At 56.8% G+C, this 21,409-nt stretch carries 11 protein-coding genes and 1 riboswitch; of the genes, 9 read left to right on the top strand and 2 right to left on the bottom strand.

Translation table 11 applies throughout. The features are described from left to right. The first annotated feature begins 102 nt into the window (after positions 1-102). The 8 genes from SK3146_RS15975 to SK3146_RS15940 all read left to right on the top strand — a co-directional run bounded on the left by SK3146_RS15975 (position 103) and on the right by SK3146_RS15940 (position 15,525). Entirely contained in the window at positions 103-1,278 is a 1,176-nt protein-coding gene (locus tag SK3146_RS15975; protein ID WP_249865947.1) for an alpha/beta hydrolase family protein, read from the top strand. Positions 1,279-1,517: 239 nt separating this feature from the next. Then, the gene (locus SK3146_RS15970; RefSeq protein WP_249865946.1) at positions 1,518-2,495 is read left to right on the top strand and encodes an AAA family ATPase; all 978 of its coding nucleotides are present in this window, start codon (positions 1,518-1,520) and stop codon (positions 2,493-2,495) included. Between the two features lie 11 nt (positions 2,496-2,506). Further along, entirely contained in the window at positions 2,507-3,739 is a 1,233-nt protein-coding gene (locus SK3146_RS15965; protein WP_249865945.1) for a DUF58 domain-containing protein, read from the top strand. Continuing rightward, positions 3,696-6,185, top strand: coding sequence for a transglutaminase-like domain-containing protein (locus SK3146_RS15960; RefSeq protein WP_249865944.1), 2,490 nt, complete (start codon positions 3,696-3,698; stop codon positions 6,183-6,185). The genes SK3146_RS15965 and SK3146_RS15960 overlap by 44 nt, the downstream gene beginning before the upstream one ends. A gap of 297 nt (positions 6,186-6,482) precedes the next feature. Further along, on the top strand, positions 6,483-8,021 hold the full coding sequence (guaA, locus tag SK3146_RS15955; RefSeq protein WP_249865943.1) for a glutamine-hydrolyzing GMP synthase: 1,539 nt from the start codon (positions 6,483-6,485) through the stop codon (positions 8,019-8,021). A gap of 1,129 nt (positions 8,022-9,150) precedes the next feature. Next, positions 9,151-9,251: riboswitch (purine riboswitch) on the top strand. 163 nt (positions 9,252-9,414) lie between these two features. Next, positions 9,415-10,812: an NCS2 family permease gene (locus SK3146_RS15950; protein ID WP_249865942.1), complete on the top strand. Its 1,398-nt coding sequence runs from the start codon at positions 9,415-9,417 to the stop codon at positions 10,810-10,812. Positions 10,813-10,958: 146 nt separating this feature from the next. Next, positions 10,959-12,602, top strand: a complete 1,644-nt coding sequence (locus SK3146_RS15945) for a hypothetical protein (RefSeq protein WP_249865941.1) — start codon at positions 10,959-10,961, stop codon at positions 12,600-12,602. Between the two features lie 358 nt (positions 12,603-12,960). Then, on the top strand, positions 12,961-15,525 hold the full coding sequence (locus tag SK3146_RS15940; protein ID WP_249865940.1) for a hypothetical protein: 2,565 nt from the start codon (positions 12,961-12,963) through the stop codon (positions 15,523-15,525). A 20-nt stretch (positions 15,526-15,545) separates the two neighbouring features. On the opposite strand, the gene SK3146_RS15935 is transcribed toward SK3146_RS15940, so the two are convergent. Beyond that, a complete protein-coding gene (locus SK3146_RS15935) occupies positions 15,546-17,501 on the bottom strand; it encodes an ABC transporter ATP-binding protein (protein WP_249865939.1) in 1,956 nt (651 codons plus the stop codon). 420 nt (positions 17,502-17,921) lie between these two features. On the opposite strand from SK3146_RS15935, the gene SK3146_RS15930 reads away from it, so the two are divergent. Then, the gene (locus SK3146_RS15930) at positions 17,922-20,510 is read left to right on the top strand and encodes an Ig-like domain-containing protein (protein ID WP_249865938.1); all 2,589 of its coding nucleotides are present in this window, start codon (positions 17,922-17,924) and stop codon (positions 20,508-20,510) included. Positions 20,511-20,667: 157 nt separating this feature from the next. On the opposite strand, the gene SK3146_RS15925 is transcribed toward SK3146_RS15930, so the two are convergent. Beyond that, on the bottom strand, positions 20,668-21,360 hold the full coding sequence (locus SK3146_RS15925; RefSeq protein ID WP_249865937.1) for a hypothetical protein: 693 nt from the start codon (positions 21,358-21,360) through the stop codon (positions 20,668-20,670). Between the last annotated feature and the right edge of the window lie 49 nt (positions 21,361-21,409).

The following is a 21,409-nucleotide window of genomic DNA, read 5'->3' as shown; positions in this document are numbered from 1 at the left end:
CCGTCGAACCGGTCGGCCGGTTTTGTTCACGTTAACATAGATAAACGCGGGAGCCGCTGTTATAATTCTCTATAATTCATGATTTGCGAGGAGGAGAAAGCAATGTCCGGTTCAAATGAACAGCGTCAGCCGCATCCGTGGAATTGGGAGGAGCTCGAGCAGGCGCCTCAGGTGTACCCCGCCCCGGAGTTTGACGAAGGAAATGTGAAAGCGATTTATTACGATGGTATGCCTTACGGGGGAAAACCGACCCGCGTCTTCGCGTACTACGCGCTGCCCGATGCCGCTTCGGAGGAAGGCGGGCTTGTTCCCGCCATGGTTTTGGTGCACGGAGGTGGCGGGACCGCCTTCAAGGAATGGGTCGAGCTGTGGAGACAGAGAGGCTATGCGGCGATCGCGATGGACTTGGAGGGGCATCTGCCGCTGGCCAAAGACAGCGAGGGGAGACGGCCGCAGCATGATTGGAGCGGTCCTGCCCGCCAAGGCGAATTCGGCGACTATGCGCTGCCCGTGGAGGAGCAGTGGATGTATCATGCGGTAGCGGCCGTCATCCGGGCGCATTCTTTCATCCGTTCGATAGAACAAGTAGACCGCGGCCGGATCGGCATTAACGGCTTTTCCTGGGGAGGGATCGTCACCGGCATCGTATCTGGGGTGGACGACCGCTTCATGTTCTCGATTCCGGTGTACGGTTGCGGTTATTTATACGAATCGATGAATCGGTTCGGGGAAGCCTTCAGGAGAATGCCGCAGGAGGATGCGGAACGGATCAAGCGGTTGTGGGACCCTTCGGTTTATTTGCCGCGGGCGACGAAGCCTATGCTGTGGGTAAACGGAGATCAGGACCAGCATTTTTCGCTCGATTTGTTCAGCCGATCGTATGAAAAGATGCGCAGCCGCAGGAAGGAATCGCTGCTCAGCATCCAGTTCGGATTAGGGCATTCCCATGTTATGGGGTGGAAGCCTCAGGAGATTTACGCTTTCGCCGATCAAATGACCAAGGGAGCCGAGCCCTTAATCCATACGGATGATCCGGTCGAGGAAGGAAGCGAGACAGTCGTCCGCTACGCGCAGGGGAGCGCGGTCAAGAAAGCCGAGCTTCGGTATGCCGTAGATACCTCCGATTGGTTTGCCGTGCAGTGGCTAACGGCCGATGCGCGTATCTTGGAAGAGGCTCGCGAGATTCGAGCGGTTATTCCGGCGAATGCCAAAGCATACTTTATCCGCATCGCCGACGAGCGGGAGTATGTCGTTTGTTCCGCCATAAGGTACCGTTAGCATTTGGAGAAAATGTAAACGTTCGGTTAAGATCGACGGGTTTTTTTCGTCCGAAGGCGTCCAAACCCCCGAGCGACGGGGTTCTACAGCGGCTTGCCAGTTCTGGCAGGCTTCATCGGCCCATGTCACCGCTCTGTCCGTAACGCAAGGCCGCTCCGAAAAAGGCGCAGTCTAAACGCTCTATAGATTGGAAATACTAGAATTATAGAATCCAATCGATTTAGAGGAGGCTGTCTATTATGCAGGTGCATTCATCTTTTTTCGATCCGCCGCAGGCCGTGCTGGAACGTATTATCTATCAAATGGAAAAAGTCATTATCGGTAAAAGAGAGGTTATAGAGAAGCTGCTCATCGCCTTGCTGTGCGGCGGTCATGTACTGCTGGAGGACGTCCCCGGCGTAGGCAAGACGATGATGGTGCGGGCGCTCGCGCGAACGCTGGACTGCAGCTTCAAGCGAGTGCAGTGTACGCCGGATTTGCTGCCGTCGGATTTGACAGGGAGCAGCATTTTTCATCAGCAGTCGATGCAGTTTGAATTTCGCCCCGGTCCGCTTATGGCTAACCTGGTGTTGGCCGACGAGCTGAACCGCGCAACGCCGCGCACCCAATCGGCGCTGCTGGAGGCGATGGAGGAGAGGAAGATCAGCGTAGACGGCGAGACGCATTCGCTGCCCGAGCCGTTCTTTCTGCTCGCGACGCAAAATCCGTTTGACTTCGAGGGCACCTTCCAGCTGCCGGAGGCGCAGCTGGATCGGTTTCTGATGAAGCTGAAGCTCGGATACCCGCAAGCTGAGGAAGAAGTGGAGCTGCTTAGCCGCGTGGAGGAGCGTCATCCGCTCGGCCAGCTGCGCCCGCTGCTGCTGCCCGAAGAATTCGCCGCACTGCAAAAGGAGACGAGCCGCGTCCATGTCGATGATACGGTGAAAAGCTATATCGTGCAGCTGGCCGCAGCGACGAGGCGTCATCCGGAGATCGCGCTTGGAGCGAGTCCCCGCGCCTCGATAGCGCTGATGAAAGCGGCTCAAGGGAGGGCCTTTCTCTCCGGCCGCAGCTTCTGCATTCCCGATGACGTGAAGCAGATGGCCGTGGCGGTACTGGCTCACCGGCTTCTGCTCACGCCGGAAGCAGCGATGGCGGGAGCGCAGGGCGAGGTTTTAATAGAAACGATCACCGCTGCAACGCCGATCCCTTCCCGGCATTACGCTCCGGCTCTGTAGGAGGGGCGGACATGGCGAATGTATTCAAGTTATTATGGATGCTGGGCTGCTGGGCGGGCTGCTGGTATTGGGCGGCGGCCTACGGCGGCCGCTCGGCCTGGATTTGCTTCTATGGGATGAGCACGCTGCTGCTCTATATCACGCTAGGCTGTATCGGCTGGAGCCGTCCGGTTCGGGTCGAGCGACTCCAGCAGCAGCTTCGCTGCTGGAGCGGCGACCCTGTCGAATTGCCCGTCCGGCTTCGTTTCGGCGGGCGCGTTCTTCCGCTCGGCTGGCTGCTCGTGGAGCAGCGCTGGACGCATACAGGGACGGGCGAGCCGCTGTGGCTGCGCGATATTGTGACGCCGGTTTTTTCAGGCTCTGCCGAAGCGCGGCTGCGCGTTCCTTCCCTGCCGCGCGGCTTGTATGTGCTGGAGGCGTCGAGCGTCACGGCGAGCGACGTGTTCGGCCTGCTGCGGATTCGCCGCCGCATCAAGGCCGGGCGGCAGCAGCTGCTCGTGCTGCCGAAGCCGCTGCCGCTGCCAGCGGCCGCCGAAGGCGCGGGAGAAGAGCACCCGCGCCTCAAGCCGCAGCTGCAGCGGCAGGCCGCGTCCCCGCTTGTTTACGGGACGCGGCCCTATGCGCCGGGGGACCCCCTGAACCGGGTCCACTGGCGCTCCACCGCGCGCGCAGGGGCTTTGCGCGCGAAGGAATCGGAGCAGCCCGGCGCCGACCGGCTGCTTGTCTGCCTCGACGCGGCCATGGGCGTCCCGAACGCGGAAGCGTTCGGAACGGCCGTCCGGGCCGCGGCAGGGCTTGCCCAGCGCGGACTGCAGCTGGGCTTGACCGTGCGCCTTGCCGTCACCGACCGGCAAGGGCGGACGGCGGAGGCGCGAGGGCGCGAGCGCCTCGCGGAACTGCTGGAGCTGCTCGCGCTCGTGCCGTGCGACGGCGACAGGCCCTTCGCGGCCAGCGTGCAGCGGGAGGCGCTGCACGCCGGCCCGTGGGCCGGGGTCGCCATCGTCACGGCGCAGCCGGATGAGCAGCTGCTGAAGCTGGCGTACCGCCTGCGGGAGCGCGCGGTACATCTGGTCTACGTGCACGGGCGCGGCTCTGACCCTGCGGCCGTGCAGCAGTGGAAGCGGCAGGCGGAAGCTGTCGGCTGCCGGTTTACGGCGGTAACGGCGGATTCCCGGTACGCCGCCGAAGGAGGTGAGGGCTATGGCGCTGAAGCGGGTCAAACCGCAGCCGCGGCCGGGGCTTGAACAATCAGCCGAGCCCTCCGGCTCCTGGGCGCTGCGCGTCGGGTATGCGCTGCTGCTGTTTTGGCTGATTCGGGCTTGGCTCGTGCCGCTGCAGCAGTTGTCCGATTATACCGAGGTGTATCGGATTACGCCTTTTTTGGTCGCCTTTGCTCTGTTTCTCGTCATCGACACGCTGCGCATGCCGCAAGCGGCGGCTTGGCCGCTAAAGGCGGCAATTGTGCTGGCGGCTACCGCCGTGCTGCACAGCGGACAATGGCTGCCGGGCGTGGACTGGTGGCAGTCATGGCTGCGCGAGCTTACCGAGGATGCGCTGCATATGGCGCAGGGACGGTTTTCTTATATTTCCCCGGCTACGCGAACGATGCTGTTTTTGGCCGGATGGGGCTTTTTTATTTGGGTGCTGCAGTCATTTGTCGCCGATAGACAGCAGCTGCTGTGGTTTGTCGCGATGACATTAGTTTATTTGATTGCATTGCAGCTCGTTTTCGATACGGATACGTCGGCGGGACTGCTGGGAGCCGCGGGCGCAGGCCTGCTGCTGCAAGGTTGGCTGCAGGCGGAGCGGTGGACGCGCTGGAAGCGGCAAAGCGCCGCGCACTATAGCTCCCGCCTTGAGGATGAGCCGGCCCGGCAGCCGGAGGAGCGCCCTGCGGGGCTGTGGACTCCCGTTGCCGCGAGCGCCGTGCTGACGGGCCTATGCCTGCTCGGAGCCTGGCTTGGCGCGCTGCAGCACGATCCCAAGGGGCGGCCGATCGACTGGTCGGAGCCGCTTTCCAAGTGGGAGGACCGGCTGCCGTTTTTGACCGGCCCGCAGCTGGGCGGCGGAGCCGTGCCGGCTTCCCTGGCCGCAGGTCAAACCGGCTACGGTCCCGACGATTCGCGGCTCGGCTCGCCGCTTAGCCAGGACGATACCGTCGCCTTCATAGCGAAGACGACGCGTCTGACTTACTGGCGCGGCGAAGCCAAAGCCGTCTATACCGGGCGCGGCTGGTATCAGGCGGAGACGGAGCCTGTCCCGCTGGTTCCGGAAGCCGGATCGCCGCCTGCTGATCCGGACAAGGATTCGGCTGCAGAGGCAGCCGCGGCGGACCTGAAAACGGCTTCGGACAGCGTACCGGTACGTCAGCAAGTGTTTATAAAGGAGAAGGGTTTGCAGCGCCAGCTGTTTCTCGGCGGCGCTTTAGCGAAAGTGGACTCTCTCGTATCGGAAGCGGGTCAGCCGATATCTCCCGAATGGCTTTGGCAGGATAAGCGAAGCGATAAATATTTTTTGCCGGCGCTGGCTGACCCTCTCTCCTCGTACAGCGTGGAGGTCAGCGTCCCGCCGGAATCGCCCGTATCGGAGCGGGATGCCGCCGATAAGGCGGCTGCTTCACGCAATGCCGGGGATGCTTATGTCCAACTGCCCGACTCGCTGCCGGCCAGGGTGAGGGAGCTGGCTTCGGAAATAACCAGGGAAGCAAGCACGCCCTATGATAAAGCCAAAGCCATCGAGCGTTATTTGCTCCGAACGTATCCCTATTCGCTGCAAAACACAAAGCCTCCGGCTGCGGGGCAGGATCTGGTCGATCAGTTTCTATTCGAACAAAAAGCAGGATATTGCGATCATTTTTCTTCCGCTATGGTCGTATTGCTGCGGTCCGTCGGCATTCCCGCCCGATGGGTCAAAGGATTCGCCCCGGGGGAAGTGACCTCCACCGATACGCTATCGGACGGAACGCTGCTCTATACCGTTCAGGTGCGCAATAAGGACGCTCACTCTTGGGTGGAAGCGTATATGCCTTCCGGTGACTGGCTGACCTTCGACCCGACCCCCGGTTACGGAGGGGATGTACCCCGCGGTCCTAAGGTTCAGACGGCTTCAGCGCCTGCCTCCTCCCTCAAGGAAGACAGTGGAGCCGGCTCGGTTATCCGCCGTCTGGCGAACTATGCGTCGCAGTTATCCGGATTTACCCGCAGTTTGGGAGGCTTCAGCGCCGCTTTATCCACTGCGAGTGATAGAGGGCTGGCGGTAATCCAGCGGATCATGATGTGGATAGAGCCGTGGCTTCCTTTATCCTTGTGGATAATCGGAGCGTGCTTGCTTGTTTCCATCATCCACATGTGGATAGCGCGACGGCGCAGTGCAGCTGCCGCTCCGGTCCGCGGACGCCAGGTGAATCGTTCGGGCGCGGCTTCGTCCTATCGCCGCCGCTTCCGGGCGTATGCGGCGATGCGGCAGGCGGAGCGATTATGGCGCAAGCTGCAGCGGCGGCTTGGACGGGCCGAGCCTACGCAGACGCTGCGCGAATATTTGCTCTCGCGCCAGTTCGCAAACGATGCGCAGCGCAGCTCGCTGCTCCGTTTCGTCCGACTGCTGGAGGAGATGAAGTACCGTGCGGGGACGCCTCCTGTAACAAGGCGCCAACTGCGCGAAGCGTGGCGCGATGTTCAAAAAAGCCTGTAAGCCGCTTTTGGCGGCCGCAGGCTTTTTGCCGCGTCTGTATAGCTCATGAATGTGACTCGCGTCATGCATAAAACAATGGGAAATACTATACGAACAGAGCGCGTTCTGGAGGCGATCCGCGCTTTTTCTACAGAGGCATTGCCCTTTCTTTCACGGAAGCTTATAATAATGTCTATTGATTTAGAGCAGAGAATCGGTCAGTTCTAGTTTGACCGGCTGGTGCTTGCGTGCGAAACGGTTTCGCCGCCCGCGGAATCACAGCTCAATCGTTTCTTCGAAAACTCTTAGGAGGTAATTATGGACAAGCCAAATGAAATTATCGTCGTACTGGACTTCGGAGGACAGTACAACCAGTTGATCGCCCGCCGTATCAGGGATTTGGGCGTATACAGCGAATTGCTCCCTTATAACACATCGGTCGAAAAGCTGAAGCAGTTGCAGCCGAAAGGGATTGTTTTTTCCGGCGGGCCTGCGAGCGTGTACGGTGAAGATTCCCCGCTCGTCGATCCGGGAGTATACGATTTGAACGTGCCGATTCTCGGCATTTGCTACGGCATGCAGTTGATGGCGCATCAGCTGCAAGGAAAAGTGGAGAGAGCCTCCAAGCGCGAGTACGGAAAAGCGGAAGTGGATTTTGCCGATCACTGCAGTCTGGTGCGCAACCTGGATAAAAAACAAACGGTTTGGATGAGCCACGGCGACCACGTCGTGGAGCCGCCTGCCGGCTTCGTCGTAGACGCCAGCACAGAGCATGCTCCGATAGCGGCAATGAGCCATCCGGAGAAGAGGATGTTCGCCGTCCAATTCCATCCGGAAGTGCGTCATTCCGTATACGGAAACGATATGATCCGCAACTTCCTGTATGAAGTGTGCGGCTGTGAAGGCACATGGAGCATGGAAAGCTTCATCGAAGACACCATCCGCGACATTCGCGCGCAAGTCGGCGATAAAAAGGTGCTGTGCGCGCTGAGCGGCGGAGTAGACTCTTCGGTTGTCGCTATGCTGATTCATAAAGCGATCGGAGATCAGCTGACTTGTATGTTTATCGACCACGGTTTGCTGCGCAAAGGCGAAGCGGAGGGCGTGATGGAAACCTTTGTCGGCAAATTCGACATGAAAGTGGTTAAAATCGACGCTCGCGAGCGGTTCCTGGGCAAGCTGGCCGGCGTAGACGATCCGGAGCAAAAGCGGAAAATTATCGGCAACGAGTTCATCCGCGTGTTCGAAGAGGAATCGGCCCGTTTCGACGATTTCGCCTTCCTGGCGCAGGGAACGCTGTACACCGATATCGTAGAGAGCGGGACGGCTACGGCTCATACGATCAAATCGCATCATAACGTAGGCGGATTGCCGGAAGATATGAAATTCGAGCTTGTCGAGCCGCTGAAGGCTTTGTTCAAGGACGAAGTGCGCAAAGTAGGCGAAGAATGCGGCCTGCCTGCCGAAATCGTATGGCGTCAGCCGTTCCCGGGCCCGGGTCTTGCGATCCGCGTTCTCGGCGAAGTTACGGAAGAGAAGCTCGCGATCGTTCGGGAATCCGACGCCATTTTGCGCGATGAAATCGCCAAAGCCGGTCTCGACCGTGAGATTTGGCAGTACTTCACGGCGCTTCCTAACATGAAGAGCGTCGGCGTTATGGGTGACGCACGTACGTATTCCTACACCGTAGGTATCCGCGCGGTAACGTCCATCGACGGCATGACCGCCGACTGGGCGCGTATCCCTTGGGACGTGCTGGAGAAGATCTCCGTCCGCATTGTCAACGAAGTGGACAATGTCAATCGGATCGTGTACGACGTGACGTCCAAGCCGCCGGCTACGATCGAGTGGGAATAGAATTGGAGTAATTAATGGTGTTAATCGCTTGGGAGCCTTGCTGCATAAGGGTTTCCAGCGATGACATTGTTGAAAGTTCGAGTTCATATATAACAATAGAGTACTCTCTTTTATTTGCGTTGTTTAGCAAATAGAAGGGAGTATTTTTTATGACCAAAACCAAGGAACTGATTGATGATCTCAAGGAAATTTTGCATGTTTCGATTACGCGGGTGGGAAAGGTTAAGGGGCTTGCATATCTAGCCAGCGACTATGAGTAGAATGTGAAGCGCTCCGACAACATAAAAATTCCAAAATGCGGTATAATGCAATTACAATAATAAGATGATGAAAGAAAGACTTCTTTTTGTGAAAGTAGTGATGTTTTTATGATTGATTTTCTAAGAAATAAGGGAATTAAAGCATATAACGAAATTATTGACATAGCAGAACAACCAAATCTCTTATTCTCCGATGATATTGGTCAATACAATGCGGAAGCGAGCCATAATCTTTACACGATTCAGAAACTAAACAAATTGATTAAAAAAACACTGTTTCAATTGGAGAGTTAGAACAGGTTTTCATCTTTATTGAAAACTCATGGTCGTCGTATTTGAGTAGGCATTTTAGGAGGAAATCTTTTCTGTTTTATGTTTGGGGGGACTACCAGATACCAGCGATTAGATTGTCGGTTGTTTCCTTTCACAAGGGTTTAGAATTACCCTTTAGCTGTATCTTGAACAAGGTAAATAACATACAGCACGTCCTGATTCAATATTATGAGAAAGCACAGTTCGATGGTATTACAATTATCAAAACGGACGAATCAAACTTAAACGATAACAAAACAGGAAGTGACTACACACTAACTGTATACTCAAAAATCATTAACTCTTAGATGTAGGCACGATTTTCATTTAATCTATGATAATGGTGGTATAGCATAATGCCTGCGTATTTTTCAGTTGAGTTTTCGATTAATTCGTAAAAGATGGTAAATTATTGCAAGAAAAATGATGTTACATACATGCGTGTTCCTTTTATACTTAGGCATTTCAACAATAACGAACATGAATGGGAAAATGATTGTAAACGTTCGGAAAAACAGATTGACAAGATTCGTCATCACTTTTAGAATAAGTGGAGAACAAGTAGGGAATAACAGTTTCGTATAATCCCAGGAATTGGCCCGGGAGTTTCTACGAGATCACCGTAAATGATCTGGCTACGAACAAACAAAGCATTCGATGGAACGGTTTTCCATGTGCGCGTGATGGCTTAAAAGAGCCTTTTTCTTGCGTTTACCGGGAAGCTGTGCGATCGGAACGCTTTGATTGTGAATCCGGCCTTTGATCAGGGATCAAAGTCGGATTTTTTCGTTGTTCCAAAAACCAATGGAGGGATTTGGGGAATGGATCGATTGTTTAAGCTGAGGGAAAACGGCACCACGATACGCACGGAGGTCATGGCGGGCTTAACCACATTCATGACGATGGCGTATATTCTTGCCGTAAATCCGAACATTCTCAGCAACTTTGGCTCCGGGGCTACTGGCATGGACTGGACGGCCGTATTTTTGGCTACAGCGATTGCCGCAGGCGTGATGACCATTGCTATGGGGTTGTTTGTTAACTTTCCTGTCGCTTTGGCGCCAGGGATGGGACTCAATGCTTACTTCGCAACGGTGATTTTAGCTTCGCAGGGCAAGTTTACGTTCCAGATGGGACTTACGGCTGTCTTTATTTCCGGCTTGATTTTCATCGTGCTGACGGTGACGAAGGTGCGCCAGCTGCTGCTTGTAGCGGTGCCTGACAGCCTGAAGCATGCGATTACGGTCGGGATCGGCTTATTCATTACGATCGTCGGCTTGAAAAACAGCGGTTTGATGACGATTGCCATCGAAACCGACAACGATGTGAAGGCGCATCAGTTTACCGATTTGCTCTCTTACGAGACGGTCATTCATATGGGAAGCCTGAAAGATCCCAACGTCGTGCTCTGCATTATCGGGATAGTGCTCATCGCGATATTGATGGTGCTCAATGTTCGCGGCGCGATACTGTTTGGCATTTTGCTGACGACGGTCGTAGGCTTGCTTATGGGTCAAGTGAATTTGGGTACGTTAACCGATGCCAAAACGACTTGGGTGCCTGATTTGACCAAGCTGGCGTTCGCCCAGTTCGACTTCCCAGGCTTGATCCACACAGGAATTATTTCGGTCATTGCGACCTTTACATTTGTAGAATTGTTCGACACGTTCGGCACGCTGGTCGGTACGGCCAATCGCGCCGGGTTTATGAAAAATAAAGAAGAAGGCAACAAAAAAGTCGGCAAAGCGATGATGGTCGACGCGATTGCGGTCAGCGGCGGCGCCTTGGTCGGCACAAGTACCGTGACGGCATTTGTTGAAAGCGCGGCCGGCGTAGCGCAAGGCGGACGCACGGGACTTACCTCGGTCACAACGGGCGTATGCTTCCTGCTCGCTTTGTTCTTGGCGCCTATCGCGGCTCTGATTCCGGGATCGGCTACGGCCGCCGCTTTAATCATTGTCGGCGTGCTGATGATGCAGTCGATCAAGGAAATTAATTTCCAAGATTTCGTTGTGGCGATTCCGGCGTTTTTCGTCATTGCGTTCATTCCGTTCACATACAATATCGCCAACGGCATTTCATTCGGTATTGTCACTTATGTCATTTTGGCGACGTTCTCTCGCATGGGTGGAAAGAGCGAGCACAAAGTGCATTGGCTGATGTGGGTGCTGGCGGTTCTGATCGTGCTTCGCTACGCGTTTTTCGGCAGCGAAGGTTAATAGGTTCGGTTTACCAAGCTTCGGTGTTTCCTTCAAGGAGACGCCGGGGCTTTTTTTGGCTGCAACCCTTATATCAAAAAAACTTTGAACCTTTCATACGGCAATCACGTCCATATTTTGAATAAATGCGAACTGGAGTGATCGAAATGAGAGTGAAGCTGCTGTCAGCCGCGGCTGCCGCACTGATTTTGACTTGCGTTTGCGGAAGCTATTCAAGGACCGGCGTATCGTCTGCCGCTACGAACGCTACGAATGACACGATTCTCGTGGAGAAGGCGCAATCGGCTTTAACAGCCGATCTTCCGGTAGCCGAATCCGAGGACAATGTGCAGGAGCTGCAGTGGCGCACATATACGAGCGGAGAAGAGCTTCGCGTTATGAAGGATGGACTGGGGCAGGATGACCGCATCGTCAAAGAAGTATCTCTTATTACAGGAACAAGTTCCGGTAAAATAAAAGTCATTCTCTATGAGCGTACAGACGATTCCATATACGTTCATGCGGCTCTTGTAAAAGACGACACCGCATACGACTTGGGAGCGGTCGCCGCACTTTCGGACGAACAGGTGCAGATTCAAGATATTTTCCTTTTCCGCAAAGAAGTGATCAAAATACAGGGAGCGGTCGGTGCGGCCGCCTCGATGACGCGCTACATCGATATAGAAGACGGGGTGCCGAAACCGCTGCTGCTCATTGACGAAGGGCACGCTTCGGAATACGATGTCGATCATGACGGACAAGAAGAAGTAATTGCCAGCTCCGGTACGATTCCGAGCCTCTCCGTTTACCGGCTGAAGGACGGACGTATCGAGCGATGCCAGTTGAACGAGGCGTTGCAGGCCGATGCCGTCGTTATGACCGAAGAAGGAGCGGTAGCAGCGTATTTTGGCCAAGAGCGAGTAAAGCTGTATTGGCTTAAAGCAGAAGGTCTGCTAAACTTTGCCATATATTCAAGGGAGGAATTCGAATCCGACCGCTTCGTCACGATTCCGTATACGTCAGACGACGTGAAACGAGTTCGCGAACAGGCCGACCGGCAGCGCATCTTCGATCCGTACGTGCCACGGCAAGGGATTGCTACCGATTACTCGGTTGAGGCCCGATCGACGACAGATCGGGAAGGGGTTCTCCAATTGAGCTATCCTCACTTCTCCGTATACGAGTCCAAAACGGATTTGCGGCCTCATGACGGGGGGAAGCCCATTTCCGGTGAAAAACGGTATTTCCCTGAATTTACGGCGGAGTGGATCGAACCGGCGGAAGGAGGGGGCGAATGGTATGTCCGTCTAGGATCGACGTATTTGTCTATTGTCACGGCGAAACCGTTCGATAAAGAGCAATTGCTGTACGTTATCGCATCGCTAATACCGCTGGAGCAGGTGAAGCCCTCCGACGATTCGGCAGATGTACTTCCTCCTCTGCAAATTACCCGGGACTATTTGTTTGCGCTGCAAGCGGCCAACGAATTTGCGGCAGCGTGGGCACATCGCGACCCGAACAGCGGTTTGAAGTGGGTGACCGACGAATGGAAAGCCCGACAAGAGCCGCTTGAGCTTGACGCCTACTTCCGCGGCACCTCGAGTCCACATCATATGACGTTCGAATTGTCAGGAAAACGTCGGGTCGACGAGCGTACTTACTTATTTGAACTGCGTTTGTACGATGATTATGCCGGGCAACCGGATTATGTCCTCGGTTTTCCGGCCGATTACGGACGGGGCGGGATCATCGAGGTCGTGAAGCAAGGGGAAAACGAACGGGGCGATGGCATCTGGCGGGTTAATCCATAGCTGCCGTTTGCCGTTCCTGGCTGTCTATGGGGTGGAAGGCTGTGGACAAAAGTTATCCACAACCCTTGTGGATAATGTGTATAACCTTATAAAAAGGCGGTATATCGGCATTCGTTGAACCTGAAGAAAGCAGCAGCGAGTGGATAAGATTTTCACGGTAAAACTGTGGATAGTGTGCATATCTTTGTGGATTATCGAAAAAAAGGCGATTTTTCTAGGGGAAAAGACAAATTTCGTTGGGGATAACCTTGTGGATAAGGAAGTATGTCATCCTATACACAGGATGGATAGAGTGGGGAAATTTGGGGGACAGTAGATCTAAAAGTTTGTCTGTGGTTCAGACGGAATAGGAGGCGCCATGAAGCTAAAGCGGACGGTTCCTTTTTTGCTGACGCTTATGCTCGCCTTTCCCTTGCCTGCTTGCCGTTCGGCGGCCGCCGCACCCGGATCGGCGGAACAGGCGAGTGCAGCCGCTAATGCGTCTGCACTTGCGCCGGCTAAAAAAATCGTTCTCGTATCCGTCCCGGGGCTGTCCTTTCTGGAACTGCAGCCTTCTTGGCTTCCGGCGCTTCCCGGTCTGGCCGGGCTTCAGGCGGGGGCGGCCTGGGGGGCGATGAACATACGCACGCCGGGGCGGGGACTGGAGGATGCATACTTATCGATGGGAGCGGGGCATTTTGCCGAGGGAGGCCCGGGAGTGCAGGGCTTGCAGGCGAAGGAGCGGATCAACGGGGAAACGGCGTTTGAGCAGTACGCCCGCTATGGCGGCGCCGATCGCGAACCGGTTATCGTGATCCGGGAGTTGGAGGCGCTGCGCCGGGCCAATGCGGTCAATTATTATCACGCGCTTCCCGGACTGCTGGGAGAGCGGCTGAGAGCGGCCGGAATCCCGGTCAGCGTGTGGGGCAATGCCGACAGGGTGATTGCCGGCGAGAGGCTGACCGGCTTCAAGACGGAAGCGGGCAAGTCTTACCGGCGCTATGCGCCGCTGATGCTGATGGATACGGCGGGTACGCTTCGGGACGGCGATGTCAGCGATAAAGGGCTGCTTCATGACGCGGCTTATCCGGCGGGCATCCGCACGGATTATTCGTGGATGTTAAGGCGCTGGCGCGAGCAGCCGGCGACTTCCGTGACGCTGCTTGAGATCGGCGATCTGGAGCGGTTGTACGATGAGAAAGCGGCCTATTCCCAGGCGGCCTTCGCCGAGGCGAAGCGTCGGGTACTGGCGGAGCTGGACCGTTTTGTGCTGGAGCTGAAACGCTACATGGCGGAAGGAGCGAATGCGCAGAACGAGGAGCTGTGGCTGTTCAGCCCCAAGGTGAACGCGGACGCCGCCAAGGAGAAGGCATACTTGGCTCCGCTTTTGATCTATGCTCCCGCCGCTTCCCAACCAGGTGGAAGCAGCTTGCTGACTTCGGCGACGACGCGCCGAGAAGGGATCGTGTCGCTGATCGATTTGGCGCCGACGCTGCTTGCGAGGTATGGTATTGCCGTCCCGCCCGATATGATCGGCTTGCCCATGCAGACGATAGGCGGCGCGCAAGCAGGCGCCCTGACGGTATTGCTCGGCACGGTAAGCGAGCTGCAGCATATATACCGGCTGCGCCCGCCGCTGCTGTATGGACTGGCCATATACGAAATCGCCGTTATGCTGGCGGTGCTGCTGCTTGCGCTGGTTGCAGCCGATAAGCTGGGAAGGAGGGGGAAGCTGCTCTGCCGCGCCGCCTTGTTCTCGCTGCTGCTTGCTCCGGCAGGCTTGCTGTCGATGGGATGGATGCCGCAGGAGCCGGCCTTCGCGGCGGTTGCGCTTGCCCTGGCGGCCATCTTCGCCGCGAGTCTCGCCTGCGCCGCGGGAGCCCGGACGCCGGGGGGACTGGCCGCCGCCTTGGCCGGAGCGGGACTGCTCGTAACGCTGCTGCTGCTGTACGACGGCATGCAGGGCGCCAGGGCGATGCAGCGGTCGGTGCTCGGCTACGACCCGATGATCGGGGCGCGCTACTACGGCATGGGCAACGAATATATGGGCGTGCTGCTCGGCGCCGCGCTGCTCGGCCTCACGGCGCTGCAGCAGATGCTGCGCCGCACCCGCCGCGCCGCTGGCAGCGGCACAGGCCCGGCGGCGGCTGCCGCTGCGCCGCCCAAGGCGGCCTCGCCCGGCGGCGCGAGCGCGCCTCGGCCGGCGGCAGCGCCTGCGGGCCTCGCGGCCTGGCGCCTGCCGCCGCCGGCCGGCATGCTCGCGCCGGGGCATCGCGCCGCCGCGGCGCTGGCCGTGCCCGCGCTGCCGCGACGCTTGCGCCGCCGCCTCGCGGTGCGGCTGCGGGCCGCGTGGCGCGCCTGGCCGGCAGCGGCCGCGGGCGCCGTCGTCGCGGCGTACCTCGCGGCGCCGGCGCTCGGCACCAACGCGGGCGGAGCGCTGTCCGCCGCGGCCGGCTTCGGCGCGCTCGGCACGCGCCTTGCGGGCGGGCGGCGCTGGCTGCGCGCCGCGCCGGCGCTTGCGCTGCTGCTCGGCGCAGCGCTCGCGGGCCTGTGGCTGCTGAACGCCGGGGCAGCCACAGGCGGCGCGGCCGATCGGCAGAGCCATATCGGCCGCGCCTTCGAGACGCTGCTCCAGGGGCGGCTCGACGTGATCGGCGCGATCATCCTGCGCAAGCTGCAGATGAATGCGCACCTGCTCGCGGTCTCGGCCTGGAGCAAGGTGCTGCTCACCAGCCTGGCCGTCATGGCCGTGCTGGTGCTGCGGCCCCGCGGCCGCGTACGCCGCTGGCAGCGGGCTTACCCGTACCTGATGCACGGGTGCGCAGCCAACGCCATCGGAGCGATCGCGGCGCTCCTGCTCAACGATTCCGGCATCGTCGCCGCGGCGACGATGATTGTATACGGCAGCGTGCCGCTCCTGCTGCTCAAATTAGAAGGCGCCTGATTCGCTCAGGCGCCTTCGGTTTATTCCGCCAGCTGTTCCCACTGCTCATAGCAGCCGGCAAGCCGGTTCTTGCGATCTTCGATCGCTTCATTCGTTTGTTGGACACGGACATAATCGTTATACACTTCCGGACTGGCGAGCTCGGTCTCCAGCGCGGAGATTTCCTCCTCCAGCTTGGCGATCTCCTGCTCGAGCTGTTCCAGCTTGCGCTGCTTGGAGCGTTCCTCCCGCTTGGCCTGTTTGTTGGCCTCATAGTTATTCTCGGCGGCCGGCTGGGGTGCGGCGGACGATTTGCCCGCGTTTGCGCCGCCTTTGCTTTTTGCCGCTTCGGCGGCGAGCCGCTGCTGCTCGATCTCGGCAAGCTCCTGCTTTTTTTCCACATAGTCGTCATAGTTGCCCAAATAGGAGGTCACGCCGTCACGGCTTAATTCGAGCATCGATTCGGCCATTTTGTTCAGGAAATAGCGGTCATGGGAAATGAAGAGCAGCGTACCTTCATAGTCGATCAGCGCCGATTCCAGTACCTCCTTGCTGAACAAATCCAGATGGTTGGTAGGCTCGTCGAGAATCAGCACGTTGGCTTTCTCCAGCATCAGCTTGGCCAGCGAGACGCGGGCTTTTTCGCCGCCGCTGAGCGCGGCGATTTTTTTGAACACATCCTCGCCGCTGAACAAAAAGCTGCCGAGCACGGTGCGTATGCGCGCCTCTTCCAGATTCGGGAACGCATTCCACACCTCGTCCAAAATCGTGTTGTTCGGGTTCAGCCCTTTTTGCTCCTGGTCGTAATAACCGATACGGACGTTGGTTCCCCAGCGAACGTCGCCATTGTCAGGCTGCTGCGCGCCGATGAGCGTCTTCAGCAGGGTCGTTTTGCCGATTCCGTTCGGGCCGATCAAGGCGGCGGTATCGCCGCGGCGCAGTTGGAACGACACGTCGCGCAGCAGCGGCTGCCGGCCGTCATAAGAGACGGAGACATCGCTGACCTGCAGCACTTCCTTGCCTGACGTCTGCTCCACCTCGAAGGCGAAGTGAGCCCGTTTCAATTCGCCGAGCGGCTTGTCCAGACGATCCATTTTCTCCAGCGCTTTGCGGCGGCTTTGCGCCCGCTTGGTCGTGGAAGCGCGCACCAGATTGCGCTGCACGAATTCCTCCATCTTGGCGATTTCTTCCTGCTGCTTTTCGAACTGCTTCAACTGAATCTCATATTCGGCCTGCTTGGTTTCGACATAACGGGTGTAGTTGCCGGTGTAACGCTTCGAGGTCGTCCGCTCGATTTCGTAAATGGCCGTAACGAGCGCATCGAGAAAATACCGGTCATGCGAGACGACGAGAATGGAACCGGAATACGAACGCAAATAGCCTTCAAGCCAAGTCAGCGTTTGAATGTCCAGATGGTTGGTCGGCTCGTCGAGGAGCAGCAGGTCCGGCGCCTGCAGCAGCATTTTGGCCAAGGCGAGACGCGTTTTTTGCCCTCCGCTCAGCGTGTTTACCAGCGTCTCCGGAGCAAAGCCGCCGAAGCCCATGCCGTGCAGGATGCCGCGGATGCGGGCCTCCGCCTCGTAGCCGCCCCGTTCCTTGAACCATTCCGATAAGGAAGCGTAACGCTTCATCGTATCTTCGGTCAGCTTCTCGTCCGCCAGCACCTCGGGGGCGGACATCATCGACTCCAGCTTGCGCAGCTCCTGTTCCGCCTCATCCAGATGGGCGAAGACGCTGCGCATTTCCTCCCAGATCGATTTGTCCGACTGGAGCCCGCTATTTTGCTTCAAATAGCCGATCTTCGTTTCTTTGGCTTTGAAAATATCCCCGGAATCGTAAGACATCTCCCCGGCGATAATCTGCAGCAGCGTCGATTTGCCCGCGCCGTTGACGCCGACGAGGCCGATCCGCTCCTTTGCTTCGATTTGCAGCGATATATTCGAAAGCACGGTGTTGATTCCGTAGCTTTTGGTTATTCCCGATACTTGCAGCAGCATGATAAGCCCCCTAAACATAAGTTGCGCGTTTTTTCAAAAAACCGCAATGTTTTCATACCCTTCAGTGTATCATGTTCCGGGCTGTTTTTCAGCTTCGAAATCCGGAAAAAAACGATGACCATTGAATTATACACAGATTTATACACAAATTAACAAACCAAAAACGCAGATTGTGTACAGATCGGCATGAGGGTATGCACATATCCACAGGCGAAGTTATCCACATGGCTTGACTCCGCTGCAGGTTCCGGGCTGCCGGCGAGGCCCGAAACCCCGTAGAAAATGTTCCGTTTTCAGCGTATTTTCAGGTTGAAAACCTAAACTTTTTGCGGGAATTTGTCGATATAAGATAAGTATGGTTCTGAGTTGAACCGCCCACATTCGGAGGAGCAACAAAAAAAGATTTAGGGAGATGGAACAATGGGTTTGCGGGCAACAAAGCTTATGGTATGGCTGCTTGTTTTGACTATCGTTTCAAGCGGCTTCGGCGCAATGAGCGCGATGGCGGCGGAAATTTCCAGTCTGGTGCTGAATAAAAACGAGCTCACGCTGGAGGTCGGAGGGACCGCATCGCTAACGGCAACGGCTGTGTACGATACCGGAACGACCGAGAATGTTACCGTCAAGACGGACTGGAACTCGGGAGCGTCCGACGTAGCTTCGGTTTATGCGGGAGCGGTAACGGCGAAGAAGGAAGGCAAAGCCGTCATTACGGCGACTTACCTGGGGAAAACCGTCATCGTGAACGTGACTGTAAGCAAGCATGTTCGCTCGCTCATCAAAGATAAGCAAACGATCGATTTGCGCAAAGGAAATTCCGAGCAGGTGACTCTCACCGCTTATTATGACGACGGAACGACGGAAGATGTAACGACCAAAGCCGAATGGAACATCGACAACGGCCAGGTAGCTACCGTCGTGAACGGTTTGGTTACGGGACAAAGCTCGGGGACGGCGATCGTCTCTGCATCCTACAACAGCCAAACGGTGTCGATTCCCGTCAATATCGAAATCGTCAAACGGGTCGATCCCGAGAAATCGAAACTGTCGCTCTTATTGAACGATTCCGAAACGATCAAGCTGTTCGCGACTTACCCGGACGGCAGCTCCGAGGATGTATCGGACCGTGCGGAGTGGGAGTCGGACAATCCGGATATTGCGGATGTGATCAAAGGGAAGATTACCGGCTACGGTCCGGGACAGGCTACGATTACTGCGGCTTACGGCACCAAGAAGACGACGATTAAAGTCGAAGTGGACAACGCCATTAAGCTGGATCTCGGTACGGAGACCGTACTGATGAAGAAAAACGGCACCGAGCAGCTGAAGCTGATGGCCAGCTACGCCGAGGGCAATCCGGAGGAGATTACCGATCGCGCCGAGTGGAGCTCCAGCGACGATTCGATCGTCAGCGTCGTGAAGGGCAAGCTGTTCGCCAACGCTTCCGGCGAAGTGACGGTTACCGCCAAATACGGCGAGAAAACGGCCAGCGTCATCGTCGACGTCGATGTGCCTAGAAGATTGGAGCCCGAGAAGGACGCCGTCGATCTGCAAACCGGAGGCAGCGATACGATTACGCTATGGGCCACTTATGCGGACGGTACGCGCGAGGATGTGACGACCCAAGCCAAATGGTCGGTCGATAACGAAGCTATCGCCTATGTGCTTAACGGCAAGGTTACGGCCTACAAGGCCGGCGAAGCGACGGTTACGGCCACCTACGGTGAGAAAAGCGTTACGATTCAAGTGTCGGTGGATATTCCGACGATCATCAAGCCGAGCAAGAAAACCGTCAGTTTCCAGACGGGAAGCTACGAGCAGATTACATTGAGCGCGATTTACAGCGACGGCAAGACCGAAGACATTACGGAAAAAGCGGAATGGTCTTCCAGCGCTCCGGCGATCGCCGAGGTTCGCAAAGGGTTGATTAGCGGAGTAGGCACAGGAGCTGCTACGATTACGGCCAAATACGGCACGAGATCGGCGACGGTGCAAGTGTCCGTAGGCGTATTGAAGAGTTTGACGACCAAAAGCCTGACGAGCATTTCCATGAATAAGGGAGCGACGCAGAAGCTCGACCTGACGGCTACTTATACGGACGGCACGACGAAGGACGTGCTGCAGGATGCGACTTGGGTGAGCTCCAGCGAGAAGATAGCGACGGTTGACGAGGGCGTTATTACGGCGCTCGCCTCCGGCGAAGTATCGATCACCGCATCGTTCGAAACCAAGTCGGTCACCTTCACCGTGAAGGTGGATATGGCCGACAAGCTAACGGCCAGCCCCGCGTCCGTCAGCTTTGACTTGGGCGATATCCGTACGATTACGCTGAGCGCGACCGATTCCGACGGCATCGCCAAGGATGTTACCGCGGATGCGGAATGGACCTCAAGCAATCCGGCTCTGGTGACCGTAGACAAAGGGGCTCTGACGCCTGTTGCTCGCGGCAAAGCGACGGTGACGGCGAAATACGGCGGCAAGACGATTTCCATCTCGGTCGAGATCGGCGTTATCTCCGCTTTGGACGTGGACAAACGGTTTGTTTCGACGAAGAGCGGTTCTACGGCGCAGCTTGTCTTGACGGCGACGCTTGCCGACGGCACGAAAAAAGAGGTTACAACGAGCGCTCAGTGGAAATCGAGCAACTACAAAATTGCCGATGTCACCGACGGTCTGGTGACCGGCGTATCGGCAGGCAACGCGACGATCACCGCCTCGTTCGGAGGCAAGAGCCTCGCGATTCCGGTCGAAATTGACAAGCTGAAATATTTGAAGACCGACAACGTCATTTTGGAACTGAAGGCCGGATCGACGGGAGAGGTTAAAGCGACTGCTACCTATGAGGATTTGACGGAAGAGGATGTAACGATTCCGGCACTGTGGACTTCGAGCAATATCCGTGTCGCCGACGTCAAGGACGGCATCATCAAGGCGACGGGCAAAGGCAAGGCTACGGTGACGATAACGTACGGCAAGAAGAAAACGACTGTTTATGTTATCGTAAGCTAACTATATTTAAAGGATGGACAAAAGGGCCCGCTGCGCTGCAGCCGGGCCCTTTCGCCGTAGTTGGAGATGGCGGAAGCACGCGGCGAGTTCTAACGGTGAATGCAAAAAAACTCGCCTTTCCATGAAGGCGAGTCCAATTGCCGTGTACGGCGTCGTTTTATTTCGTTTTGGATTGCAGCAGCTCGACCAGCTGGTCCCCGATATTTTTCCCGCCGCCCGGATTGAAGCCGCCGCCGTTACGCGGCTGCTTGTCCTTACCGTATTGATCGCCTCCATTTGCGTTCGCGCCGGAATCGGCATTCGCCCCCGAAGCGCCGCTTGCGTCCGTCTTTTGCTGCTCGCGTTTTTGCCGCGCTTCTTCCATTTTTTGCTTCTGCTCATCCGTCAGCTCCGGCTTATTGGCATTGTCGCCCTTATTGCCGCCCGGCCGCACCTGAGAAGCGTTCGCCGCCTGATCGTCGAGAAATTTCTTTTGCTCGGCGGTCAGTTTCTCCGTCAGCTTCGTTTTAGTGTCGGCGCTGACCTCTCCTTTGGAGATGCTGTCCTGCACGACAGGCAGCATTTGCTCGGCCTGCTCCTTAGTAATGGCAAGCCCGTCGGCTTTATCCATACGGATGAGCGAGGAGAATGTCATCATCATTTCGCGCTGCCCCTCGGTCATCGCGCCTCTCTGCTGCTTGTCCTGCTGGCCTTGCTTTTGATCCTGCGCCTGATCTTTATTCTGCGACGCCGAAGCGGTTGCGCCCGCCGCGTTGGCCGAAGCGGCCGCCTTGCCGTCCGACTGCGTGCCGCAACCGCTTAACAAGACCGCGATGACCGCACATGCGCCTAATAGCTGTTTGTATTTCACGTATGACTCCATCCTTCCGTAATTCGTTCCTTCTTTCATCTGTAAGCGC

The organism is Paenibacillus konkukensis (assembly GCF_023523925.1).
Classification (GTDB): Bacteria; Bacillota; Bacilli; order Paenibacillales; family NBRC-103111; genus Paenibacillus_S; species Paenibacillus_S doosanensis.
The sequence above is the reverse complement of the archived record's forward strand: the minus strand, read 5'-3'. Positions and strand labels throughout refer to the sequence as shown.